This is a genomic window from Streptomyces sp. NPDC033136 (assembly GCF_055578235.1).
Map to the genome: position 1 here is coordinate 78,735 of NZ_JBVIPD010000005.1, position 17,017 is coordinate 95,751.

Genomic DNA, 17,017 nt, shown 5'->3' on the forward strand with positions numbered 1-17,017 from the left:
AGGTGCGGTTCGATAGGGTCGGCGGCGTGCGCAAGACCCTGATCGTGACCAACGACTTCCCGCCCCGGCCCGGTGGCATCCAGGCGTTCCTGCACAACATGGCGCTCCGGCTGGACCCGCAGCGGCTGGTCGTCTACGCGTCGACCTGGAAGCGGAGCCGGGAGGGTGTCGAGGCGACCCGCTCCTTCGACGCCGAGCAGCCCTTCACCGTCGTACGCGACCCTACGACCATGCTGCTGCCGACGCCGGGCGCCACCCGGCGGGCCGTCGGGCTGCTGCGGGAGCACGGGTGCACCTCGGTGTGGTTCGGGGCCGCGGCCCCGCTCGGCCTGATGGCCCCGGCGCTGCGCGGCGCGGGCGCCGAGCGGCTGGTGGCCACCACGCACGGACACGAGGCCGGCTGGGCCCAGCTGCCCGCCGCGCGGCAGCTGCTGCGCCGGATCGGGGACTCCACGGACACGATCACCTACCTCGGCGAGTACACGCGCTCGCGGATCGCCTCCGCACTGACGCCCGCGGCGGCCGCCCGCATGGCGCAGCTGCCGCCCGGGGTGGACGAGAAGACGTTCCACCCCGGATCGGGCGGCGACGAGGTGCGGGCCCGCCTCGGCCTGACGGACCGGCCGGTGGTGGTCTGCGTCTCCCGGCTCGTCCGGCGCAAGGGACAGGACACCCTGATCCGGGCCATGCCCCGCATCCTGGCCGCCGAGCCGGACACCGTGCTGCTGATCGTCGGGGGCGGCCCGTACGAGAAGGACCTGCGGCGGCTCGCCCGGGAGACCGGCGTCGCCCCCGCCGTACGCTTCACCGGCCCCGTCCCCTGGTCCGAACTGCCCGCCCACTACGGCGCCGGTGACGTCTTCGCCATGCCCTGCCGGACCCGGCGCGGCGGCCTGGACGTCGAGGGCCTCGGCATCGTCTACCTGGAGGCCTCCGCGACGGGCCTGCCGGTCGTCGCGGGCGACTCGGGGGGTGCGCCGGACGCGGTCCTGGACGGGGAGACCGGCTGGGTGGTGCGCGGCGGCTCCCCCAAGGACGCCGCCGACCGGATCACCACGCTCCTCAAAGACGCCGAGCTGCGTCGCCGGATGGGGGAGCGGGGCCGCGCATGGGTCGAGGAGAAGTGGCGCTGGGACCTGCTCGCTGAGCACCTCAAGAGCTTGCTGTAGGGCAGCCGGGGGCGCGGGGAACCGCGCGGCAGGCCACGGACGACCCGCACCCGCCCCCAACGATCAAGCGGCATCCCACTAGGCGGAACCCCGAATACCGCCGATGCTGCGCCCATGACAGCAAACCTGACACATCGTCACCTGACAAGACGTCGAATTCTGGGCATGGCGGCCCTGCAAACAGCGGCCACCCTCGGCTTCACCCGTATCGGCCTCGAAAGCGCCCGAGCCGCCCAGCCCGACGCAGTCGACACCGCCCCCGCCGTCGTCATCGGCTCCGGCTACGGCGGCGCGGTCGCCGCCCTCCGCCTCGGCCGGGCCGGTATCCGCACGGTCGTCATCGAGATGGGCCGCCTCTGGAACACCCCCGGCCCCGACGGCAAGGTCTTCTGCACCACCAGCGCCCCCGACCACCGCTCCATGTGGTTCCGCACCCGCACCGAGGCCCCCCTCGGCTCCTTCCTCTGGCTGGACGTCGTCAACCGGGACATCGGCCGCCACCCGGGCGTCCTGGACCGCGTCCACTTCGACCACATGTCCGTCTACGTCGGCCGCGGCGTCGGCGGCGGCTCCCTGGTCAACGGGAGCATGGCGGTCACCCCGCCCCGGGCGTACTTCGCCGAGCAGTTCCCCACCGTCGACGCCGACGAGATGTACGGCACGTACTTCCCGCGCGCCCGTGCCGCCCTCGGCGTCAACACCGTCGACCCCGCCTGGTTCGAGTCGACGGACTGGTACCGCTTCACCCGCGTCTCCCGCAGCCACGCCGAGAAGGCCGGCCTGCGGACCACCTTCGTGCCGAGCGTCTACGACTTCGGCCACATGCGGCGCGAGGCGGCCGGCACCGCCCCGAAGTCGGCGCTCGCGGGCGAGGTCATCTACGGCAACAACCACGGCAAGCGCAGCCTCGACAAGACCTACCTCGCCGCCGCCCTCGGCACCGGCAACGTCACCCTCCACACCCTGGAGAAGGTGCGCGCGATCGGCAGAGCGCCGGACGGCGGCTACGTCCTGACCGCCGACCGCATCGACGAGACCGGCCGGGTCGTCGCGACCAAGGAGTACGGCTGCACGTACCTCTTCCTCGGCGGCGGCAGCCTCGGCACCACCGAACTGCTGCTGCGCGCACGGGAGACGGGCACCCTGCCCGACCTCGACGCGAGCGTCGGCGCCGGCTGGGGCACCAACGGCAACGTGATGCTCGGCCGGGCCAACCACCTCTGGGACACGGTCGGCGCCCACCAGTCGACCATGCCGGTCATGGGCATCGACGACTGGGCCAACGCCTCCAACCCGGTGTTCGCGGAGATCGCCCCGCTGCCGACGGGCCTGGAGCACTGGGTGAGCCTCTACCTGGCGATCACCCGCAACCCGGAGCGGGCGTCGTTCTCCTACGACACCGGCTCGGGGGCGCTGCGGCTCGGCTGGACGGCCGCCCACAGCGCGGTCTCCGTCGCCATGGCCAAGAAGCTGTTCGACCGGATCAACGCGGCCAACGCGACGATCTACCGGTACGACCTGTTCGGGGCGAGGAGCAAGGTCTTCGCCGACGACTTCACCTACCACCCGCTGGGCGGCTGCGTGCTGGGCCGGGCCACGGACGACTACGGGCGGGTGAAGGGCTACCCCAGGCTGTACGTCACCGACGGTTCGCTGGTGCCCGGGTCGCTCGGGGTGAACCCCTTCGTCACCATCACCGCGCTCGCCGAACGCACGATGGCGCGGGTCCTCGCCGAGGACACCGCGCCATGACCCTTGCGCAGAGGCTGTACTACTTCGCGTAGATCGACTCGATCTCGTGCGCGTAGTCCTTCGCCACCACGTTCCGCTTCAGCTTCAGCGAGGGGGTCAGGTGGCCCGACTCCTCCGTGAACTGGGAGGACAGGATGCGGAACTTCCGTACCGATTCCGCCTTCGACACCGCGGCGTTGCCGTCGTCGATCGCCGCCTGGATCGCGGCCAGCAGGTCCGGGTCCTCGCACAGCGACGCCGCGGTGGAACCCGCCGGCTTGCCGTGGTCGGAGCACCAACGGCCCAGGAACTCCTCGTCGATGGTGACCAACGCGCCCACGAACGGCCGTCCGTCGCCCACCACCATGCACTCCGCGACCAGCGCGTGCGCCCGGATGCGGTCCTCGATCACGGCCGGGGCGACGTTCTTGCCGCCCGCGGTGACGATGATCTCCTTCTTGCGGCCGGTGATACTGAGGTAGCCGTCCTCGTCGAGGGTGCCGATGTCACCCGTGTGGAACCAGCCGTCGGCCAGCGCCTCCGCGGTCGCGCCGGGGTTGTTCCAGTACTCCTTGAAGATGTGCTCTCCGTGCAGCAGCACCTCGCCGTCGTCGGCGATCCGGATCACCGAACCGGGCAGCGGCTGGCCGACCGTGCCGATCTTCTGGCGGTCCCAGGGGTTGAAGGCGGTGGGAGCGCAGGACTCGGTCAGGCCGTAGCCCTCCAGGACGGTGAAGCCGATGCCGCGGAAGAAGTGACCCAGCCGCTCGCCCAGCGGGGCGCCCCCGGAGATCGCGTACTCGCCGCGACCGCCGAGGACCGCGCGCAGCTTGCTGTAGACGAGCTTGTCGAAGGTCTTGTGCTTGATCCTCAGGCCGAGCGACGGGCCCGAGGGGGTGTCCAGGGCCTCGCTGTACGCGATCGCCGTGTCGGCGGCCTTGTCGAAGATCTTGCCCTTGCCGTCGGCCTGGGCCTTGGCGCGCGCCGAGTTGTAGACCTTCTCGAAGACCCGCGGCACACCGAGGATCAGCGTCGGGCGGAACGCGGCCAGCTCGTCGGTGAGGTTCTTGATGTCCGGGACACAGCCCAGCTTGATCGGCGCCATCATCGGGGCGATCTGCACCAGCCGGCCGAAGACGTGCGCCAGCGGCAGGAAGAGCAGGACCGAGCACTCGCCGGTGCGGAACAGGGGGCGCAGGCGCTCCACGACGTTCCCGCAGTCCGCGAAGAAGTTGCGGTGGGTGAGGACACAGCCCTTGGGGCGGCCCGTGGTGCCGGAGGTGTAGACGATGGTCGCCGGGTCGTCGGCCCGGGCGATCGAGCTGCGCGCCTCGACCGTCTCGTCCGTGACGTCCTGGCCGAGCCGGCCCAGCTCGTCGAGGCCGCCGCCCTCGATCTGCCACACGTGTTTCAGCTCCGGCAGCCGGTCGCGCACCGACTCGACGGCGGCCGTGTGGGCGTCCGACTCCACGATGCAGGCGGTCGCGCCCGAGTCACCGAGGATCCACTGCACCTGCTCGGGCGAGCTCGTCTCGTACACCGGCACGGTCACCGCGCCCGCGCTCCAGATCGCGAAGTCCAGCAGCGTCCACTCGTAGCGGGTGCGGGACATCAGGCCCACCCGGTCGCCCGGCTGGACCCCGGCGGCGATCAGCCCCTTCGCCGCCGTGCGCACCTCGGCGAGGAAGGTGGTGGCCGTGACGTCCTGCCAGCTGCCGCCGATCTTGCGGGCGATGACGGCGACGTCCGGGTGCTGCGCGGCGTTTCTGCGGACGATGTCGGTCAGATTTCCGTCCGACGGGACCTCGTACAAGGCCGGAAGGCTGAACTCGCGCAAAACTGCTGCTCCTCATAGGGCGCCGGCGCCACGACGGTGTGTGCTGCGACGGTGCGGTCCAAGGCTCGGGCGGGTACTCAGGCATTCGCTTGTTGAAATGCAGAGCACGACTGGACTGCCCGGACGTTACCCGCCGGTATGGCTTCTACGACAGGGGGTCCCGTCGAGATGTTCGCTGCGTCACACAGTGGGGTATTCCTTCGCGCACAGTAGTCCAACCACTAAATCACTGGCCAGTAACCGCAGGTAGGGCCGCCACTGTTCACAACTGCGGCGCTCGACCTACCCTTGATCGTCATGGCACCCACACCAGCCGGAACCCGCAGGACGCGCGTACACGTGATCAGCGACGTGCACGGCAACGCCCGTGACCTGGCCAGGGCCGGCGAGGGCGCCGACGCCCTGATCTGCCTGGGCGACCTCGTCCTCTTCCTCGACTACGCCGACCACTCACGCGGCATCTTCCCCGACCTGTTCGGTGTCGAGAACGCCGACCGGATCGTCGCGCTGCGCACCGCACGGCGCTTCGAGGAGGCCCGGGAGTTCGGCGCGCGGCTGTGGGCCGGGGTGGGCGAGGACCGCGCCGCGGTGATCGAGAAGGCGGTGCGCAAGCAGTACGCCGAGTTGTTCGCCGCGTTCCCCACACCTACGTACGCGACCTACGGAAACGTCGACATGCCGCCTCTGTGGCGGGAGTACGCCACCCCCGGCACGACCGTCCTCGACGGCCAGCGCGTGGAGATAGCCGGCCGGGTCTTCGGCTTCGTCGGCGGTGGTCTGCGCACGCCGATGCGGACGCCGTACGAGGTCAGCGACGAGGAGTACGCGGCAAAGATCGAGGCCGTGGGCGAGGTCGACGTGCTGTGCACACACATCCCGCCGGAGGTTCCCGAGCTGGTCTACGACACCGTCGCGCGCCGCTTCGAGCGCGGCAGCCGGGCCCTGCTGGAGGCCATCCGTCGCACGCGCCCCCGCTACTCCCTCTTCGGACACGTGCACCAGCCGCTGGTGCGGCGGATGCGGATCGGGGCGACCGAGTGTGTGAACGTGGGGCACTTCGCGGGGACCGGCACGCCGTGGGTGCTGGAATGGTGAGGTCCCAGGTCGGGTGAGATCGCCCGGTCCCGTGCGCGGTAGCCTTCACGCTGCACGCACGTGCGCACGACGACGTCTTACCGGCCCGCATCTGGAGGAGCCACGGCGATGGCGGAACACACCAGCTCGAGCATCACCATCGAGGCGGCCCCGGCCGATGTCATGGCGGTCATCTCCGACTTCGCCCGCTACCCGGACTGGACGGGTGAGGTGAAGGAGGCGGAAGTCCTCAAGACCGACGAGCGGGGCCGCGCCGAGCAGGTCCGCCTCGTCATGGACGCGGGCGCGATCAAGGACGACCAGGTGCTCGCATACACCTGGACCGGCGAACAGGAGGTGTCCTGGACGCTGGTGAAGTCCCAGATGCTCCGTTCCCTGGACGGCTCCTACCTCCTCAAGCCGTCCGGCGCCGGCGGCACGGAGGTGACGTACGTGCTGACCGTCGACGTCAAGATCCCGATGCTGGGGATGATCAAGCGGAAGGCCGAGAAGGTCATCATCGACCGGGCGCTGGCGGGCCTGAAGAAGAGGGTCGAGTCGGCCTGACCGGCCGGGGGTTCGCGCGGCGGCCCCGGTGCGGGGCGTCGTGCCCGGCCGCGGGTACGCACAGCCCCGCGCCCCCGAGGGCGGCTCGGTTACCGTTCATCCCCATGCGCACCATCCTGATCACCGGCCCCGGCGGCAGCGGTCGTACCACCCTCGCGGCCGCGACCGCCCTGGCCGCGGCGGCCGAGGGCACCCGCACCCTCGTCCTCGGCACCGACCGTACGGACACCCTCGGTGCCGCCCTCGGCGTCCCGACCGGCCCGGTCCCGGGCGAGGCCGCCCCGTGCCTCACCGCCTGGCGCCCCGACCCGGACCAGGATTTCCGCGAGGACCTCACCACCCTCCAGGACCGCGCCGCCTCCGCCCTGGACCTCCTCGGCGCCTCCCGCCTCGACCCCGAGGAACTCACTCCCCTCCCCGGGGCGGCGGAACTCGCCCTGCTGCGCGCCCTGCGGGACGCCGCGCTGTCGGAGGAGTACGACCTCCTCGTCGTCGACCTGCCCCCGGCCCCGCAGGCCCTCACCCTCCTCGCCCTGCCCGGGGAACTCCGCCGCTACCTGCGCCGCCTGCTCCCGCCCGAGCGGCAGGCCGCCCGCGCCCTGCGCCCCGTCCTGGGCCGGCTCGCCGGAGTCCCCATGCCCGCCGAGTGGCTGTACGAGACGGCGGCCCGCCGGGACGTGGACCTGGCCGCCGTCGAGGCCGTCGTCGCCGACCGCGACACCGTCGTACGCCTGGTCGCCGAGCCCGGTCCGGCCGGCGCCGACGCCCTGCGCCACGCGCGCCTCGGACTCGCCCTGCGCGGCCTGCGCACCGATGTCGTGGTCGCCAACCGCGTCCTGCCCGAGGCCTCAGCGGACACCTGGCTGGCCGGCCCGGTCGCCCAGCAGCGCAAGACACTGGAGGAGTGGCGGGAGTCGTACGACGTCCGCACGGTCGCCCACCTCGGCCGCGACCCGCGCGGCACCGACGATCTCACCGCCCTCGCCGTGCCCGGCGCCGGCCCGGACATCCCGGATATCCCGGCCGCCCCGGTCGAGTGGCCCGTGACCGACGGGCTCGGCGAGGACGGGGTGCTCGTCTGGCACATCCCCCTGCCCGGAGCGATACGCGAGGAGCTGGACCTGGTCCGGCGCGGCGACGAACTCGCCGTCACGGCGGGAGGGTTGCGCCGGATCGTCCCGCTGCCCTCCGTCCTGCGCCGCTGCACCGTCGACGGGGCCGCCCTGCGCGAGGGCGAGCTGCGCATCCGCTTCGTGCCCGACCCGAAGCTCTGGCCGCAGGCCCGGTGAGGCAGCGCGGCGGAACATGGGCCGCGCGGGCCCGTGAACCCTCCGGGGCCGTTCGGGTAACGTCGTAGGGACGAACCGTAGTCAGGAGCCCGTCATGAGCGAAGAGCCCCCGCCGTTCGACGCCGCCCGCGAAGAGGCCGTGGACGAGGCGCGGGCGGCCGACGCCGACGCCTGGTCGACCGCGTGTGCCGAGGACCTCGAGGCGGAGAAGGCCCGCCACCGCGACCGGTACGGCCCGCCCCCGGCCTCCGCGGCCGAGGAACTGAAGAAGCTCGTCGACGCGGTCGCGGACAAGCTGTCCGGCATGCAGTCCCCACTGTTCGGCGCGGTCGCGGGCCCCGCCGCGCAGCAGGCCGTCCAGCAGGCCGTCCAGCAGGCCAAGGCCGCCGTGGAACCCGTCATCGAACGCAACCCGGACGTCTTCGACCACCTGGCCGCGGCCGGGAACGAACTGCTCGCCGCCTACCGCTCCGCCGTCCAGGCACAGGAGCAGCGCTGGACCAGTCGCGGCACCGACGGCGACCCCCGTGACCAGGACGAACGCCGGGACCGCGGCGACGACGACGGCCCCGGCGAGCGCATCGACCTGGACTGAGCCCCCGGCCCGGGACGAGCGGCCCCCGGCGTGCCGCCGCCGGTCCTGCCCAGCGTACGGACGACGGCGAACCCGACGGCAGGGCCTCGGGTACCGTGGGCCGTAGCGGGGCTCGACCGAAACTGAGGGATTCATGGGACTCACCATCGGCGTCGACATCGGCGGCACGAAGATCGCGGCCGGCGTGGTCGATGAGGAAGGCAACATCCTCTCGACCCACAAGGTGCCGACCCCGGGCACGCCCGAGGGCATCGTGGACGCCATCGCCTCGGCCGTGGAAGGCGCACGCGTCGGACACGACATCGTCGGCGTGGGCATCGGCGCCGCCGGCTACGTCAACCGGCAGCGCTCCGAGGTCTACTTCGCGCCCAACATCCACTGGCGCAACGAGCCGCTCAAGGACAAGGTCGAGGCCCGTGTGGGTCTCCCGGTGGTCGTCGAGAACGACGCGAACGCCGCAGCGTGGGGCGAGTACAAGTTCGGCGCGGGCAAGGGCCACCGCAACGTCATCTGCATCACGCTGGGCACCGGCCTCGGCGGCGGCATCATCATCGGCAACAAGCTGCGCCGCGGGCACTTCGGCGTGGCAGCCGAGTTCGGCCACATCCGCATGGTGCCGGACGGCCTGCTGTGCGGCTGCGGATCCCAGGGCTGCTGGGAGCAGTACGCCTCCGGCCGCGCGCTCGTCCGCTACGCCATGCAGCGTGCCAACGCCACCCCCGAGAACGCCGAGATCCTCCTCGGCCTCGGCGACGGCACGCCCGACGGCATCGAGGGCAAGCACATCTCCATGGCCGCCCGCCAGGGCGACCGGGTGGCCGTCGACTCCTACCGCGAACTGGCCCGCTGGGTCGGCGCGGGCCTCGCCGACCTCGCGTCCCTCTTCGACCCCTCCGCGTTCATCGTCGGCGGCGGCCTCTCCGACGAGGGCGAACTGGTCCTGGGCCCGATCCGCAAGTCCTACAAGCGCTGGCTGGTGGGCGGCAACTGGCGTCCGGTGGCGGAGGTCCGAGCGGCGGAACTGGGCAACAAAGCAGGTCTGGTGGGCGCGGCGGACCTGGTGAGGGAACCCGACCCGATCATGTGACGCCCTGTCTCTTCCGGGGGCGCGGGGATGTGTGCGAACCAGCCGCGAACGACTGGCGCTCGCGCACATCCCCGCGTCCCGAGCCATCGGGCGTAAATTGATCACATGTCGCTGCTCCCCAACTCGCGTAGCGAACCTGACGGTTCCGCGGTCATCAGGGTCCTGAGCTACAACATCCGCTCGATGCGCGACGACACCGACGCCCTGGCCCGTGTCATCCGCGCCTGCGCCCCCGACCTGGTCCTCGTCCAGGAGGCCCCCCGCTTCTTCCGCTGGCGCAAGAAACTCGCCCGCCTGGCCCACGCATCCGGCCTGACGATCCTCACGGGCGGGGCCACGGCCGCCGGACCGGCGATCCTCTGCTCGCTCCGGGCGAGTGCCGAACGCACCGAGGACGTTCTCCTGCCCCTCACTCCCGGCCTGCACCGCCGCGGCTTCGCCACCGCGGTCGTCCGCTTCGCCGGCGTCCGCCTCGGAGTCCTCAGCTGTCACCTGTCGCTCCAGAAGGACGAGCGCCACGATCAGGCCGGCATGCTCCTGGACCGGCTCGCCGCCCTGGGCGTTGAGCACGCGGTCGCGGGCGGTGACCTCAACGAACGCCCCGACGGCCCGGCCTTCCGCCGGCTCGCCGACGGCCTGACCGACTGCCGGGCCGCGGCCCCCTGGGGCGGCGAGCACACCTGGACCCCCAGCGACCCCTACCAGCGCATCGACGCGATCTTCGCGACCCAGGGCGTCGAGGTGCTGGGCTGCGGCGTGCCGTCCGGGCAGCCGGGGGTGACCGACGCGGACCTGAGGGCGGCCACGGACCACCTGCCGGTCCTGGCTGCCCTCAGAATTCCGGCCTCTTAGCCGACGGCATCCCTGCCTGGGGGCGTCGGCCTTTTGGGCGGCCGGGATTCCGCCTGGGGGCGTCGGCCCCTTGGGTGCCCGAGCTCCCGCCCGGGGCCGTCCGCCCTCCTAGACGACCGCGCCCCGCCCGGGGTCGTCGTCCTCCTCGTCGTCCGTACGCATCCGCATCACCAGCGTCGCGAACCCGCCGACGAACCCGCCGATCGCCAGCGTGGCCAGCCACCAGGTCATCTCCCAGCCGAGCAGCACCGCGAGCAGGAGCAGCACCGGCCCGCCCAGCACGCCGAGCCAGGCGAACTTCGCGGTGGGGTCGGCGGTCGGCAGCGGGGGCGGCTCCGGCGGCACGAAGTGGCCCTCGTCGTCCTCGTCGAAGTCCTCCTCGGCGGGCTCGGGCGCGGAGTAGTCACGCGGGCCTACCCCGGGCGCGAAGGAGACGGAGCCGCCCAGCGGCTTGACGGGCTTCTCACCGGGCCCCTCGGCCTCCTCCGGCTCCGCGGGCTTCACGGCCTCCCCGGCCGACCCGGCCGTCTCCACACGGTTGTCCTCCCCCCGGTCGTCGTTGGTCCCGGCCTCCAACAGCGCCAGGTCCTCGACCGACTTGAACGGCTTCGCGCCCGGCGGGTCCGGCGGCTCGTCGCCGTACCCGGCGACGATCGCCGCCCAGGCGGCCTCCTCGTCGAGGGGGACACCCTTCTCGTCCGGCTCCCGGCCTTCGCGGTCGGAGTCGTGCTCAGCCACCTGCGGTCGTCCCTTCCTTGCCGAGACCGGGCTCCTGTACGAGGCCGGACGCGAGCCGGCCGATGAACGCGAGGCTCTCCTCGTGGATCCGGTCCGCGTCATGGTCCAACGTGGCGACGTGGTAGCTCTGTTCCAGCAGGACCTCTTTCACGTCCGTCGACGAGATGCGGCTGAGGATACGGGCCGAGTCGGCGGGCGGCACCACATGGTCCTGCGGGCTGTGCAGCAGCAGCACCGGCTGGGTGACCTGCGGCAGCTCGCCGTCGACGACCCGGAAGAACTGCCGCAGGGAGTGCGCCGCGTGCAGCGGCACCCGGTCGTAGCCCAGCTCCCTGCTGTCCGGCTTGGCGATGTCGCTGGCGATGCCCTTCGTCGCGGGGACGAGGTGGCGGACCACCGGCAGGGCGTGCGCGGCCAGGCCGTGCACCTTGTTCGCCGGGTTGACGACCATCACGCCGCTGATCGCGTCACCGTGTTTCGCGGCCAGCCGCAGAGCCAGGGCGCCGCCCATGGACAGGCCGGCCACGAAGACCTTCTCGCGGCGCTCGCACAGCAGGCGCAGCGCACGGTCCACCTCCGCGTACCAGTCGTGCCAGCCGGTGATGCGCAGGTCCTCCCAGCGCGTGCCGTGCCCGGGCAGCAGCGGCAGGGAGACGGTCAGGCCGTGCTCGGCGAGGTGCTCCGCCCAGGGGCGCAGCGACTGCGGTGAACCGGTGAAGCCGTGGCAGAGGAGGACGGCGACCTCCCCGCCCTCGTGGTGGAACGGCTCGGCTCCGGCAAGGACCGGCACCTTCGGCCTCCTGGTCGTGAGAAGGGATGAGCAGGGATGAGAACGGCTGAGAACGGATGAGGACGGACTGACACGATCACGAAATGTTACGGAACGTCAGGGAACGTCATGGAACGTCATGGAAGGGGTCGCACATCGTTCGCGGGACCTTCACCGTACGCGACCGTACTGACACCGGCCAGGGCCGTCGGCGCCTTTGACAGTGCTCCGGGTTAAGGTCTGATCGACACATACAGGAGGCACTGGGTTGTTGTACGGCGCTATGAAGGTCGCTGTCGGGGGACCGCTGAAGGTCGCCTTCAGGCCCTGGCTGGAAGGACTGGAGAACGTTCCCGCCGAGGGCCCCGCGATCCTGGCGAGCAACCACTTGTCCTTCTCGGACTCGTTCTTCCTGCCCGCGGTCCTGGACCGCAAGGTCACGTTCATCGCGAAGGCCGAGTACTTCACCACGCCCGGGGTGAAGGGCCGGCTGACGGCCGCCTTCTTCAAGGGGGTCGGCCAGCTGCCCGTGGACCGCTCCGGCGCGCGCGGCGCGGGTGAGGCCGCCATCAAGAGCGGCATCGAGGTGCTTCAGCGCGGCGAACTGTTCGGGATCTACCCGGAGGGGACGCGCTCGCCCGACGGCCGGCTCTACCGGGGCAAGCCGGGCGGCCTCGCGCGCGTCGCGCTCGCGACCGGTGCGCCCGTCATCCCCGTCGCCATGATCGACACGGAGAAGATCCAGCCGCCCGGCAAGGTCATGCCGAAGCTGATGCGGCCCGGCATCCGGATCGGCAAGCCCCTGGACTTCAGCCGCTACCAGGGCATGGAGCACGACCGCTTCGTCCTGCGCGCGGTGACCGACGAGGTCATGTACGAGATCATGAAGCTCTCCGGCCAGGAGTACGTCGACATGTACGCGACGGCCATGAAGCGGCAGCTCGCCGAAGTGGCGAAGGCGGAGAAGGAAGCCGGCAAGGCGGCGAAGGCCGCGCTCGCACGGGCGGAAAAGGAACAGGCGGAAAAGGAACAGGCCGAGAAGGAACAGGCCGAGAAGGAACAGGCCGAAGCCGAGAAGGAACAGCAGGCGGAGCCGCGGACAGAAGCCCCCTAGCCGGGGCTCGATCCAGGGGTGCCGGATCCAGGGGTGCTGGATTCAGGGGGGCTCGATCCGGGGGTGGGAAAGATGGCCAGGCGCGAGCGTGTCATGAGGATGTCGGTCGAGCAGCCGCTGTGGCGTGCGCTCAGCGCGTACCGGGTGCTCACGATGCTGTACGCGGTCGGCCTGTTCGCCACCGCCTATGCCGAGTTCACCCGGCCCTGGGTCGCCGTCGCCTACTACGTCGTGCTCGGCGGGTGGACCCTGGCCACGCTGCCCCGGGTCGCGAACGCCGCCCGCTGCACCAAGCGGTTCCTCGCCGCCGACCTCACCGTCGCCGTCACCGGCATCCTGCTCACGCCAGTCGCCGACGCCCACGAGCGGATCCAGGCGGGCGGCCCGACGCTGCCGTCGATATGGACCGCCGGCGCCGTCCTCGCCTTCGCCATCAAGGGCGGCTGGCGCTGGGCGGCCCTCGCCTCCGGCCTGGTGGCCGTCGCCAACCTGGTCGAACGCGGCAGCCCGGCCCGCGACACCGTCCACAACGTCATCCTGGTCTGCATCGCCTCCATCGCCATCGGCTACGTCGTCGAGGTCGCCCGCGCCTCCGAGCGCACCCTCGCCCGCGCCCTGGAGATCGAGGCCGCCACACGGGAGCGGGAGCGTCTAGCCCGGGACATCCACGACAGCGTGCTCCAGGTGCTGGCGATGGTGCAGCGCCGCGGGGCGGTGATCGGCGGCGAGGCGGCCGAGCTGGGCCGGATGGCCGGCGAGCAGGAGGTCGCGCTGCGCACCCTGGTCTCCGGCGGACTGGTGCCGGTCTCCCGGGTGTCGGAGGACGCCGCCGAGGGCGCGCTCGTCCGGGCCGTCGACGAGGAGCCGGAGGAGAGCGGCCCCGTGGACGTGCGTGCCCTGCTCGCGCCGTACGCCGGGGCCACGGTCAGCCTCGCCGAGCCCGGCGCGCCGGTGCCGCTGGCGCCGGTCGCCGCCCGGGAGGTGGCCGCCGCGGTCGGGGCCGCCCTGGACAACGTCCAGCGGCACGCCGGACAGGACGCCCGCGCCTGGATTCTGATCGAGGACGAGCCGGACGAGGTGATCGTCACCGTCCGGGACGACGGACCCGGCATCCCGGAGGGGCGGCTCGCCCAGGCCGAGGGCGAGGGGCGGCTCGGCGTGGCCCTGTCGATCCGCGGCCGGCTGCGCGACCTCGGCGGCAGCGCGGAGCTGATCTCGGTGCCGGGGCAGGGCACGGAGGTCGAGTTGAAGGTACCGAAGGACGTGACGGACGTACGGGGGAAGGCGGAGCGGCGATGACGGAGAACACCGGGGAGCGGCGGGAGCCGATCAAGGTCATGGTGGTCGACGACCACCCCATGTGGCGCGACGCCGTCGCCCGTGACCTGGCCGAGTCGGGCTTCGAGGTGGTCGCGACCGCGGGCGACGGCGACCAGGCCGTGCGCCGCGCCAAGGCCGCGGCGCCCGAGGTCCTCGTGCTCGACCTGAACCTGCCCGGCAAGCCCGGCGTGCAGGTCTGCAAGGAGGTCGTCGCCGCCAACCCCGCCCTGCGCGTTCTCGTGCTGTCCGCGAGCGGCGAGCACGCCGACGTCCTGGAGGCGGTGAAGTCGGGCGCGACCGGCTATCTGCTGAAGTCGGCCTCCACCGGGGAACTCCAGGACGCGGTCCGCCGCACGGCCGTCGGCGACCCCGTCTTCACCCCCGGCCTCGCCGGCCTGGTCCTCGGCGAGTACCGCCGTCTGGCCTCCGAACCCGCCCCCGCCCAGGACACCGACGAACCGAAGGCGCCCAGGCTCACCGAGCGCGAGACCGAGGTGCTGCGCCTGGTCGCCAAGGGCCTGAGCTACAAGCAGATCGCCGAACGCCTGGTCATCTCCCACCGCACGGTGCAGAACCACGTCCAGAACACCCTGGGCAAGCTGCAGTTGCACAACCGCGTGGAGCTGGTGAGGTACGCGATCGAGCGCGGCCTCGACGACGCGTGACCGGCCGGGGCCGCGCGGCCCCGGCCGGCACCGGCTCACACCGAGGGCGTGCTCGTGCCCCGCAGTTGCCCGAGCAGGTCCCGCACGACGGCCGCGCCGTCGAGCGTGAGCACCGACTCCGGGTGGAACTGCACGCCCGCGAATCCGGGCCCCCGCAGCGCGTGCACCTCACCGTTCGCGGCGCGCGAGACCTCGACGCCGTGGGCCGCCAGCTCGGCCGCCGCCTCGTCGTCGCAGCGGGCCACGAAACTGTTGTAGAAGCCGACGGTCTCCCGCCGCCCGAACAGCTCGATCTCCGTCTGCGCCCCCTGGTACGGCACTTCCTTCCGCACGATGTCCAGCCCCAGCTCGGCGGCGATCAGCTCGTGCCCGAGACAGACGCCGAGCACGCCGTGCGGGTGGCCGCCGACGACCTCGGCGGTGAGGTTCCGCAGAATCCGCATCCTGGGGTCGCCGAGATCGGAGGGATCACCGGGGCCCGGGCCCAGCACGACCGGGCCCGCGTGCGCGAGCACCGCCTCCCGGAGCCCGTCCTCGTCGTACCGCCGCACGGTCACGTCCAGGCCGCTCGACCGCAGCACGTGTTTGAGCATCGCCGTGAAGGTGTCCTCACCGTCGACGACGAGGGCGTGCCCGGCGAGCTCCCCGGTCCTCTCCTGCATCCGCAGCCAGAAGGGCGCGAGCGAGGCCCGGCGTCCGTCCAGCGCGGCCCGGACCCGGGGGTCGTCAGCCAGCCGCGGCCGTACGGCCTCCGCGCGCGGCCTGCCCGGCCGTACGCCCAGGGCCGCCAGGACGCCCGCCGCCTTCGCGTGGGTCTCCGCGACCTCGCCCACCGGGTCGGAGCCGCGCACGAGGGTCGCGCCGACCGGGACCCGCAGGTGCCCGTCGGCGGAGATGTCGGCGGTGCGGATGAGGATGGGGGAGTCGAGGGTCTGGGCCCCGCCCGCGTCCCGGCCGACCAGGGCCAGCGCGCCGGCGTAGTAGCCGCGCCCGCCCACCTCGTGCCGCTCGATCACCCGGCAGGCGTTCTGCACCGGCGAGCCCGTGACGGTCGCCGCGAACATGGTCTCCTTCAGCACGTCCCGCACGTCCAGCGAGGACTTGCCGCGCAGTTCGTACTCGGTGTGCGCGAGGTGCGCCATCTCCTTCAGCCGCGGCCCGACCACGACCCCGCCCATGTCGCCGACGGTGCACATCATCTTGAGCTCCTCGTCGACGACCATCGACAGCTCCTCGATCTCCTTGCCGTCGGCGAGGAAGTCCAGCAGGTGCTCGGGGGTGGGCCCCTCGGCGGGGTAGCGGTAGGTGCCGCTGATCGGGTTCATGACGACCGTGCCGCCGGACATCCGGACGTGCGCCTCCGGGCTCGCCCCGACCAGCGTCCGCCCGCCCGTCTCCCGCCCCCGCCCTTCCGAGGAAGGCCCTTCGGGCCCTTGCCGATCTCCGGTGTGCACGACGAACGTCCAGTACGCGCCCCGCTCGCCCTCCAGCAGCCGCCGGAACAGCGCGAGCGCGTCGGCTCGCCCGAACCCGGGGATCTCGCCCTCGTACGTCCGCCGGATCACGAAGTTCGCGCCCTCGCCCCGGCCGATCTCCTCCCGCAGCACGCGTCCGACGATCTCCGCGTACTCCTCGTCGGCGACGTCGAAGCCGCCGTCCTCGACGCGCACGTCGTGCGCCGGCAGCTGCTCCAGTGCCTCGGCCAGCGGGACGGTGTACGACTCCTCGGGCGTCAGCGCCAGCAGGGGCGTGCCGTCGTCGCGGACGTCGAAGCCGCGCTCGCGGATCTGCCGGAAGGGCACGAGCGCGAGACTCTCGCCGGGGAGGTCGGCGAGGCGGTCGTACGTGGCGACCGGGCCGATGAGGACCTCGACCAGATCGTGGTCGTGGCCCGGGGTGCGGCGGCGCAGCAGGGCGAACGGGCGGGGGTCGTCCGGCAAGCCGAGCAGGTTCATGGGTCCGTGCTCCTTCTCCGAGGATCCGTTGGGGTCCGTTGGGATCCGCTGGGGTCCGTTGGGATGCGGTGTGGAGAGGAGCGACCCCGGGAAACACCGAAGGCCGCCCCTCGGGCGGCCTTCGCGAAGTCTTGAGTACGCGCAGTCAGCGGGCCGCCGGATGAGCGGTCCACCACCAGGTCTGGGTCGAGTGCGCGAACATGCCAGGCACCTTACCGCACGTCCTAGGCGTGCACGCGGTGTCTCAATTGCTGG

At 72.2% G+C, this 17,017-nt stretch carries 16 protein-coding genes; 11 read left to right on the forward strand and 5 right to left on the reverse strand.

Annotation, left to right across the window (positions count from 1 at the left end):
• The first annotated feature begins 26 nt into the window (after positions 1–26).
• Both ACZ5TL_RS10970 and ACZ5TL_RS10975 read left to right on the forward strand, forming a co-directional pair.
• Entirely contained in the window at positions 27–1,169 is a 1,143-nt protein-coding gene (locus ACZ5TL_RS10970; protein WP_468589102.1) for a glycosyltransferase family 4 protein, read from the forward strand.
• 114 nt (positions 1,170–1,283) lie between these two features.
• Complete coding sequence (locus tag ACZ5TL_RS10975) at positions 1,284–2,921, forward strand: GMC oxidoreductase (RefSeq protein ID WP_468589103.1); 1,638 nt, start codon at positions 1,284–1,286, stop codon at positions 2,919–2,921.
• 19 nt (positions 2,922–2,940) lie between these two features.
• Here ACZ5TL_RS10975 and ACZ5TL_RS10980 read toward each other — a convergent pair whose 3' ends face one another.
• Positions 2,941–4,737 carry an AMP-dependent synthetase/ligase gene (locus tag ACZ5TL_RS10980; RefSeq protein ID WP_468589104.1) on the reverse strand — a complete coding sequence of 599 codons (1,797 nt, stop codon included), beginning with the start codon at positions 4,735–4,737 and terminating at the stop codon, positions 2,941–2,943.
• A 297-nt stretch (positions 4,738–5,034) separates the two neighbouring features.
• Between ACZ5TL_RS10980 and ACZ5TL_RS10985 the strand changes: the two genes are divergently transcribed.
• The 6 genes from ACZ5TL_RS10985 to ACZ5TL_RS11010 all read left to right on the forward strand — a co-directional run bounded on the left by ACZ5TL_RS10985 (position 5,035) and on the right by ACZ5TL_RS11010 (position 10,201).
• Complete coding sequence (locus ACZ5TL_RS10985) at positions 5,035–5,832, forward strand: metallophosphoesterase family protein (protein WP_468589105.1); 798 nt, start codon at positions 5,035–5,037, stop codon at positions 5,830–5,832.
• Between the two features lie 108 nt (positions 5,833–5,940).
• Entirely contained in the window at positions 5,941–6,378 is a 438-nt protein-coding gene (locus ACZ5TL_RS10990) for an SRPBCC family protein (RefSeq protein ID WP_468589106.1), read from the forward strand.
• 104 nt (positions 6,379–6,482) lie between these two features.
• The gene (locus ACZ5TL_RS10995) at positions 6,483–7,667 is read left to right on the forward strand and encodes an ArsA family ATPase (RefSeq protein WP_468589107.1); all 1,185 of its coding nucleotides are present in this window, start codon (positions 6,483–6,485) and stop codon (positions 7,665–7,667) included.
• Between the two features lie 94 nt (positions 7,668–7,761).
• Complete coding sequence (locus ACZ5TL_RS11000; RefSeq protein WP_468589108.1) at positions 7,762–8,262, forward strand: DUF5304 domain-containing protein; 501 nt, start codon at positions 7,762–7,764, stop codon at positions 8,260–8,262.
• A gap of 133 nt (positions 8,263–8,395) precedes the next feature.
• Entirely contained in the window at positions 8,396–9,349 is a 954-nt protein-coding gene (locus ACZ5TL_RS11005) for an ROK family glucokinase (RefSeq protein WP_468589110.1), read from the forward strand.
• A 105-nt stretch (positions 9,350–9,454) separates the two neighbouring features.
• On the forward strand, positions 9,455–10,201 hold the full coding sequence (locus tag ACZ5TL_RS11010; RefSeq protein ID WP_468589111.1) for an endonuclease/exonuclease/phosphatase family protein: 747 nt from the start codon (positions 9,455–9,457) through the stop codon (positions 10,199–10,201).
• Between the two features lie 108 nt (positions 10,202–10,309).
• Here ACZ5TL_RS11010 and ACZ5TL_RS11015 read toward each other — a convergent pair whose 3' ends face one another.
• Together ACZ5TL_RS11015 and ACZ5TL_RS11020 are read right to left on the reverse strand one after the other, a co-directional pair.
• A complete protein-coding gene (locus ACZ5TL_RS11015; RefSeq protein WP_468589112.1) occupies positions 10,310–10,939 on the reverse strand; it encodes a hypothetical protein in 630 nt (209 codons plus the stop codon).
• Complete coding sequence (locus tag ACZ5TL_RS11020; protein ID WP_468589114.1) at positions 10,932–11,729, reverse strand: alpha/beta hydrolase; 798 nt, start codon at positions 11,727–11,729, stop codon at positions 10,932–10,934. Before ACZ5TL_RS11020 ends, ACZ5TL_RS11015 begins: the two co-directional genes overlap by 8 nt.
• Before the next feature lie 262 nt (positions 11,730–11,991).
• Between ACZ5TL_RS11020 and ACZ5TL_RS11025 the strand changes: the two genes are divergently transcribed.
• The 3 genes from ACZ5TL_RS11025 (at position 11,992) to ACZ5TL_RS11035 (ending at position 14,807) form a co-directional block, all read left to right on the forward strand.
• Entirely contained in the window at positions 11,992–12,822 is an 831-nt protein-coding gene (locus ACZ5TL_RS11025) for a lysophospholipid acyltransferase family protein (protein ID WP_468589115.1), read from the forward strand.
• A 72-nt stretch (positions 12,823–12,894) separates the two neighbouring features.
• Positions 12,895–14,121, forward strand: a complete 1,227-nt coding sequence (gene macS, locus ACZ5TL_RS11030) for a MacS family sensor histidine kinase (protein ID WP_468589116.1) — start codon at positions 12,895–12,897, stop codon at positions 14,119–14,121.
• Entirely contained in the window at positions 14,118–14,807 is a 690-nt protein-coding gene (locus ACZ5TL_RS11035) for a response regulator (RefSeq protein WP_468589118.1), read from the forward strand. Before macS ends, ACZ5TL_RS11035 begins: the two co-directional genes overlap by 4 nt.
• 35 nt (positions 14,808–14,842) lie before the next feature.
• On the opposite strand, the gene ACZ5TL_RS11040 is transcribed toward ACZ5TL_RS11035, so the two are convergent.
• Both ACZ5TL_RS11040 and ACZ5TL_RS11045 read right to left on the reverse strand, forming a co-directional pair.
• Positions 14,843–16,762, reverse strand: coding sequence for an anthranilate synthase family protein (locus tag ACZ5TL_RS11040; protein ID WP_468589120.1), 1,920 nt, complete (start codon positions 16,760–16,762; stop codon positions 14,843–14,845).
• A 145-nt stretch (positions 16,763–16,907) separates the two neighbouring features.
• On the reverse strand, positions 16,908–16,964 hold the full coding sequence (locus ACZ5TL_RS11045) for a trp operon leader peptide (protein ID WP_078625594.1): 57 nt from the start codon (positions 16,962–16,964) through the stop codon (positions 16,908–16,910).
• Positions 16,965–17,017 lie beyond the last annotated feature (53 nt).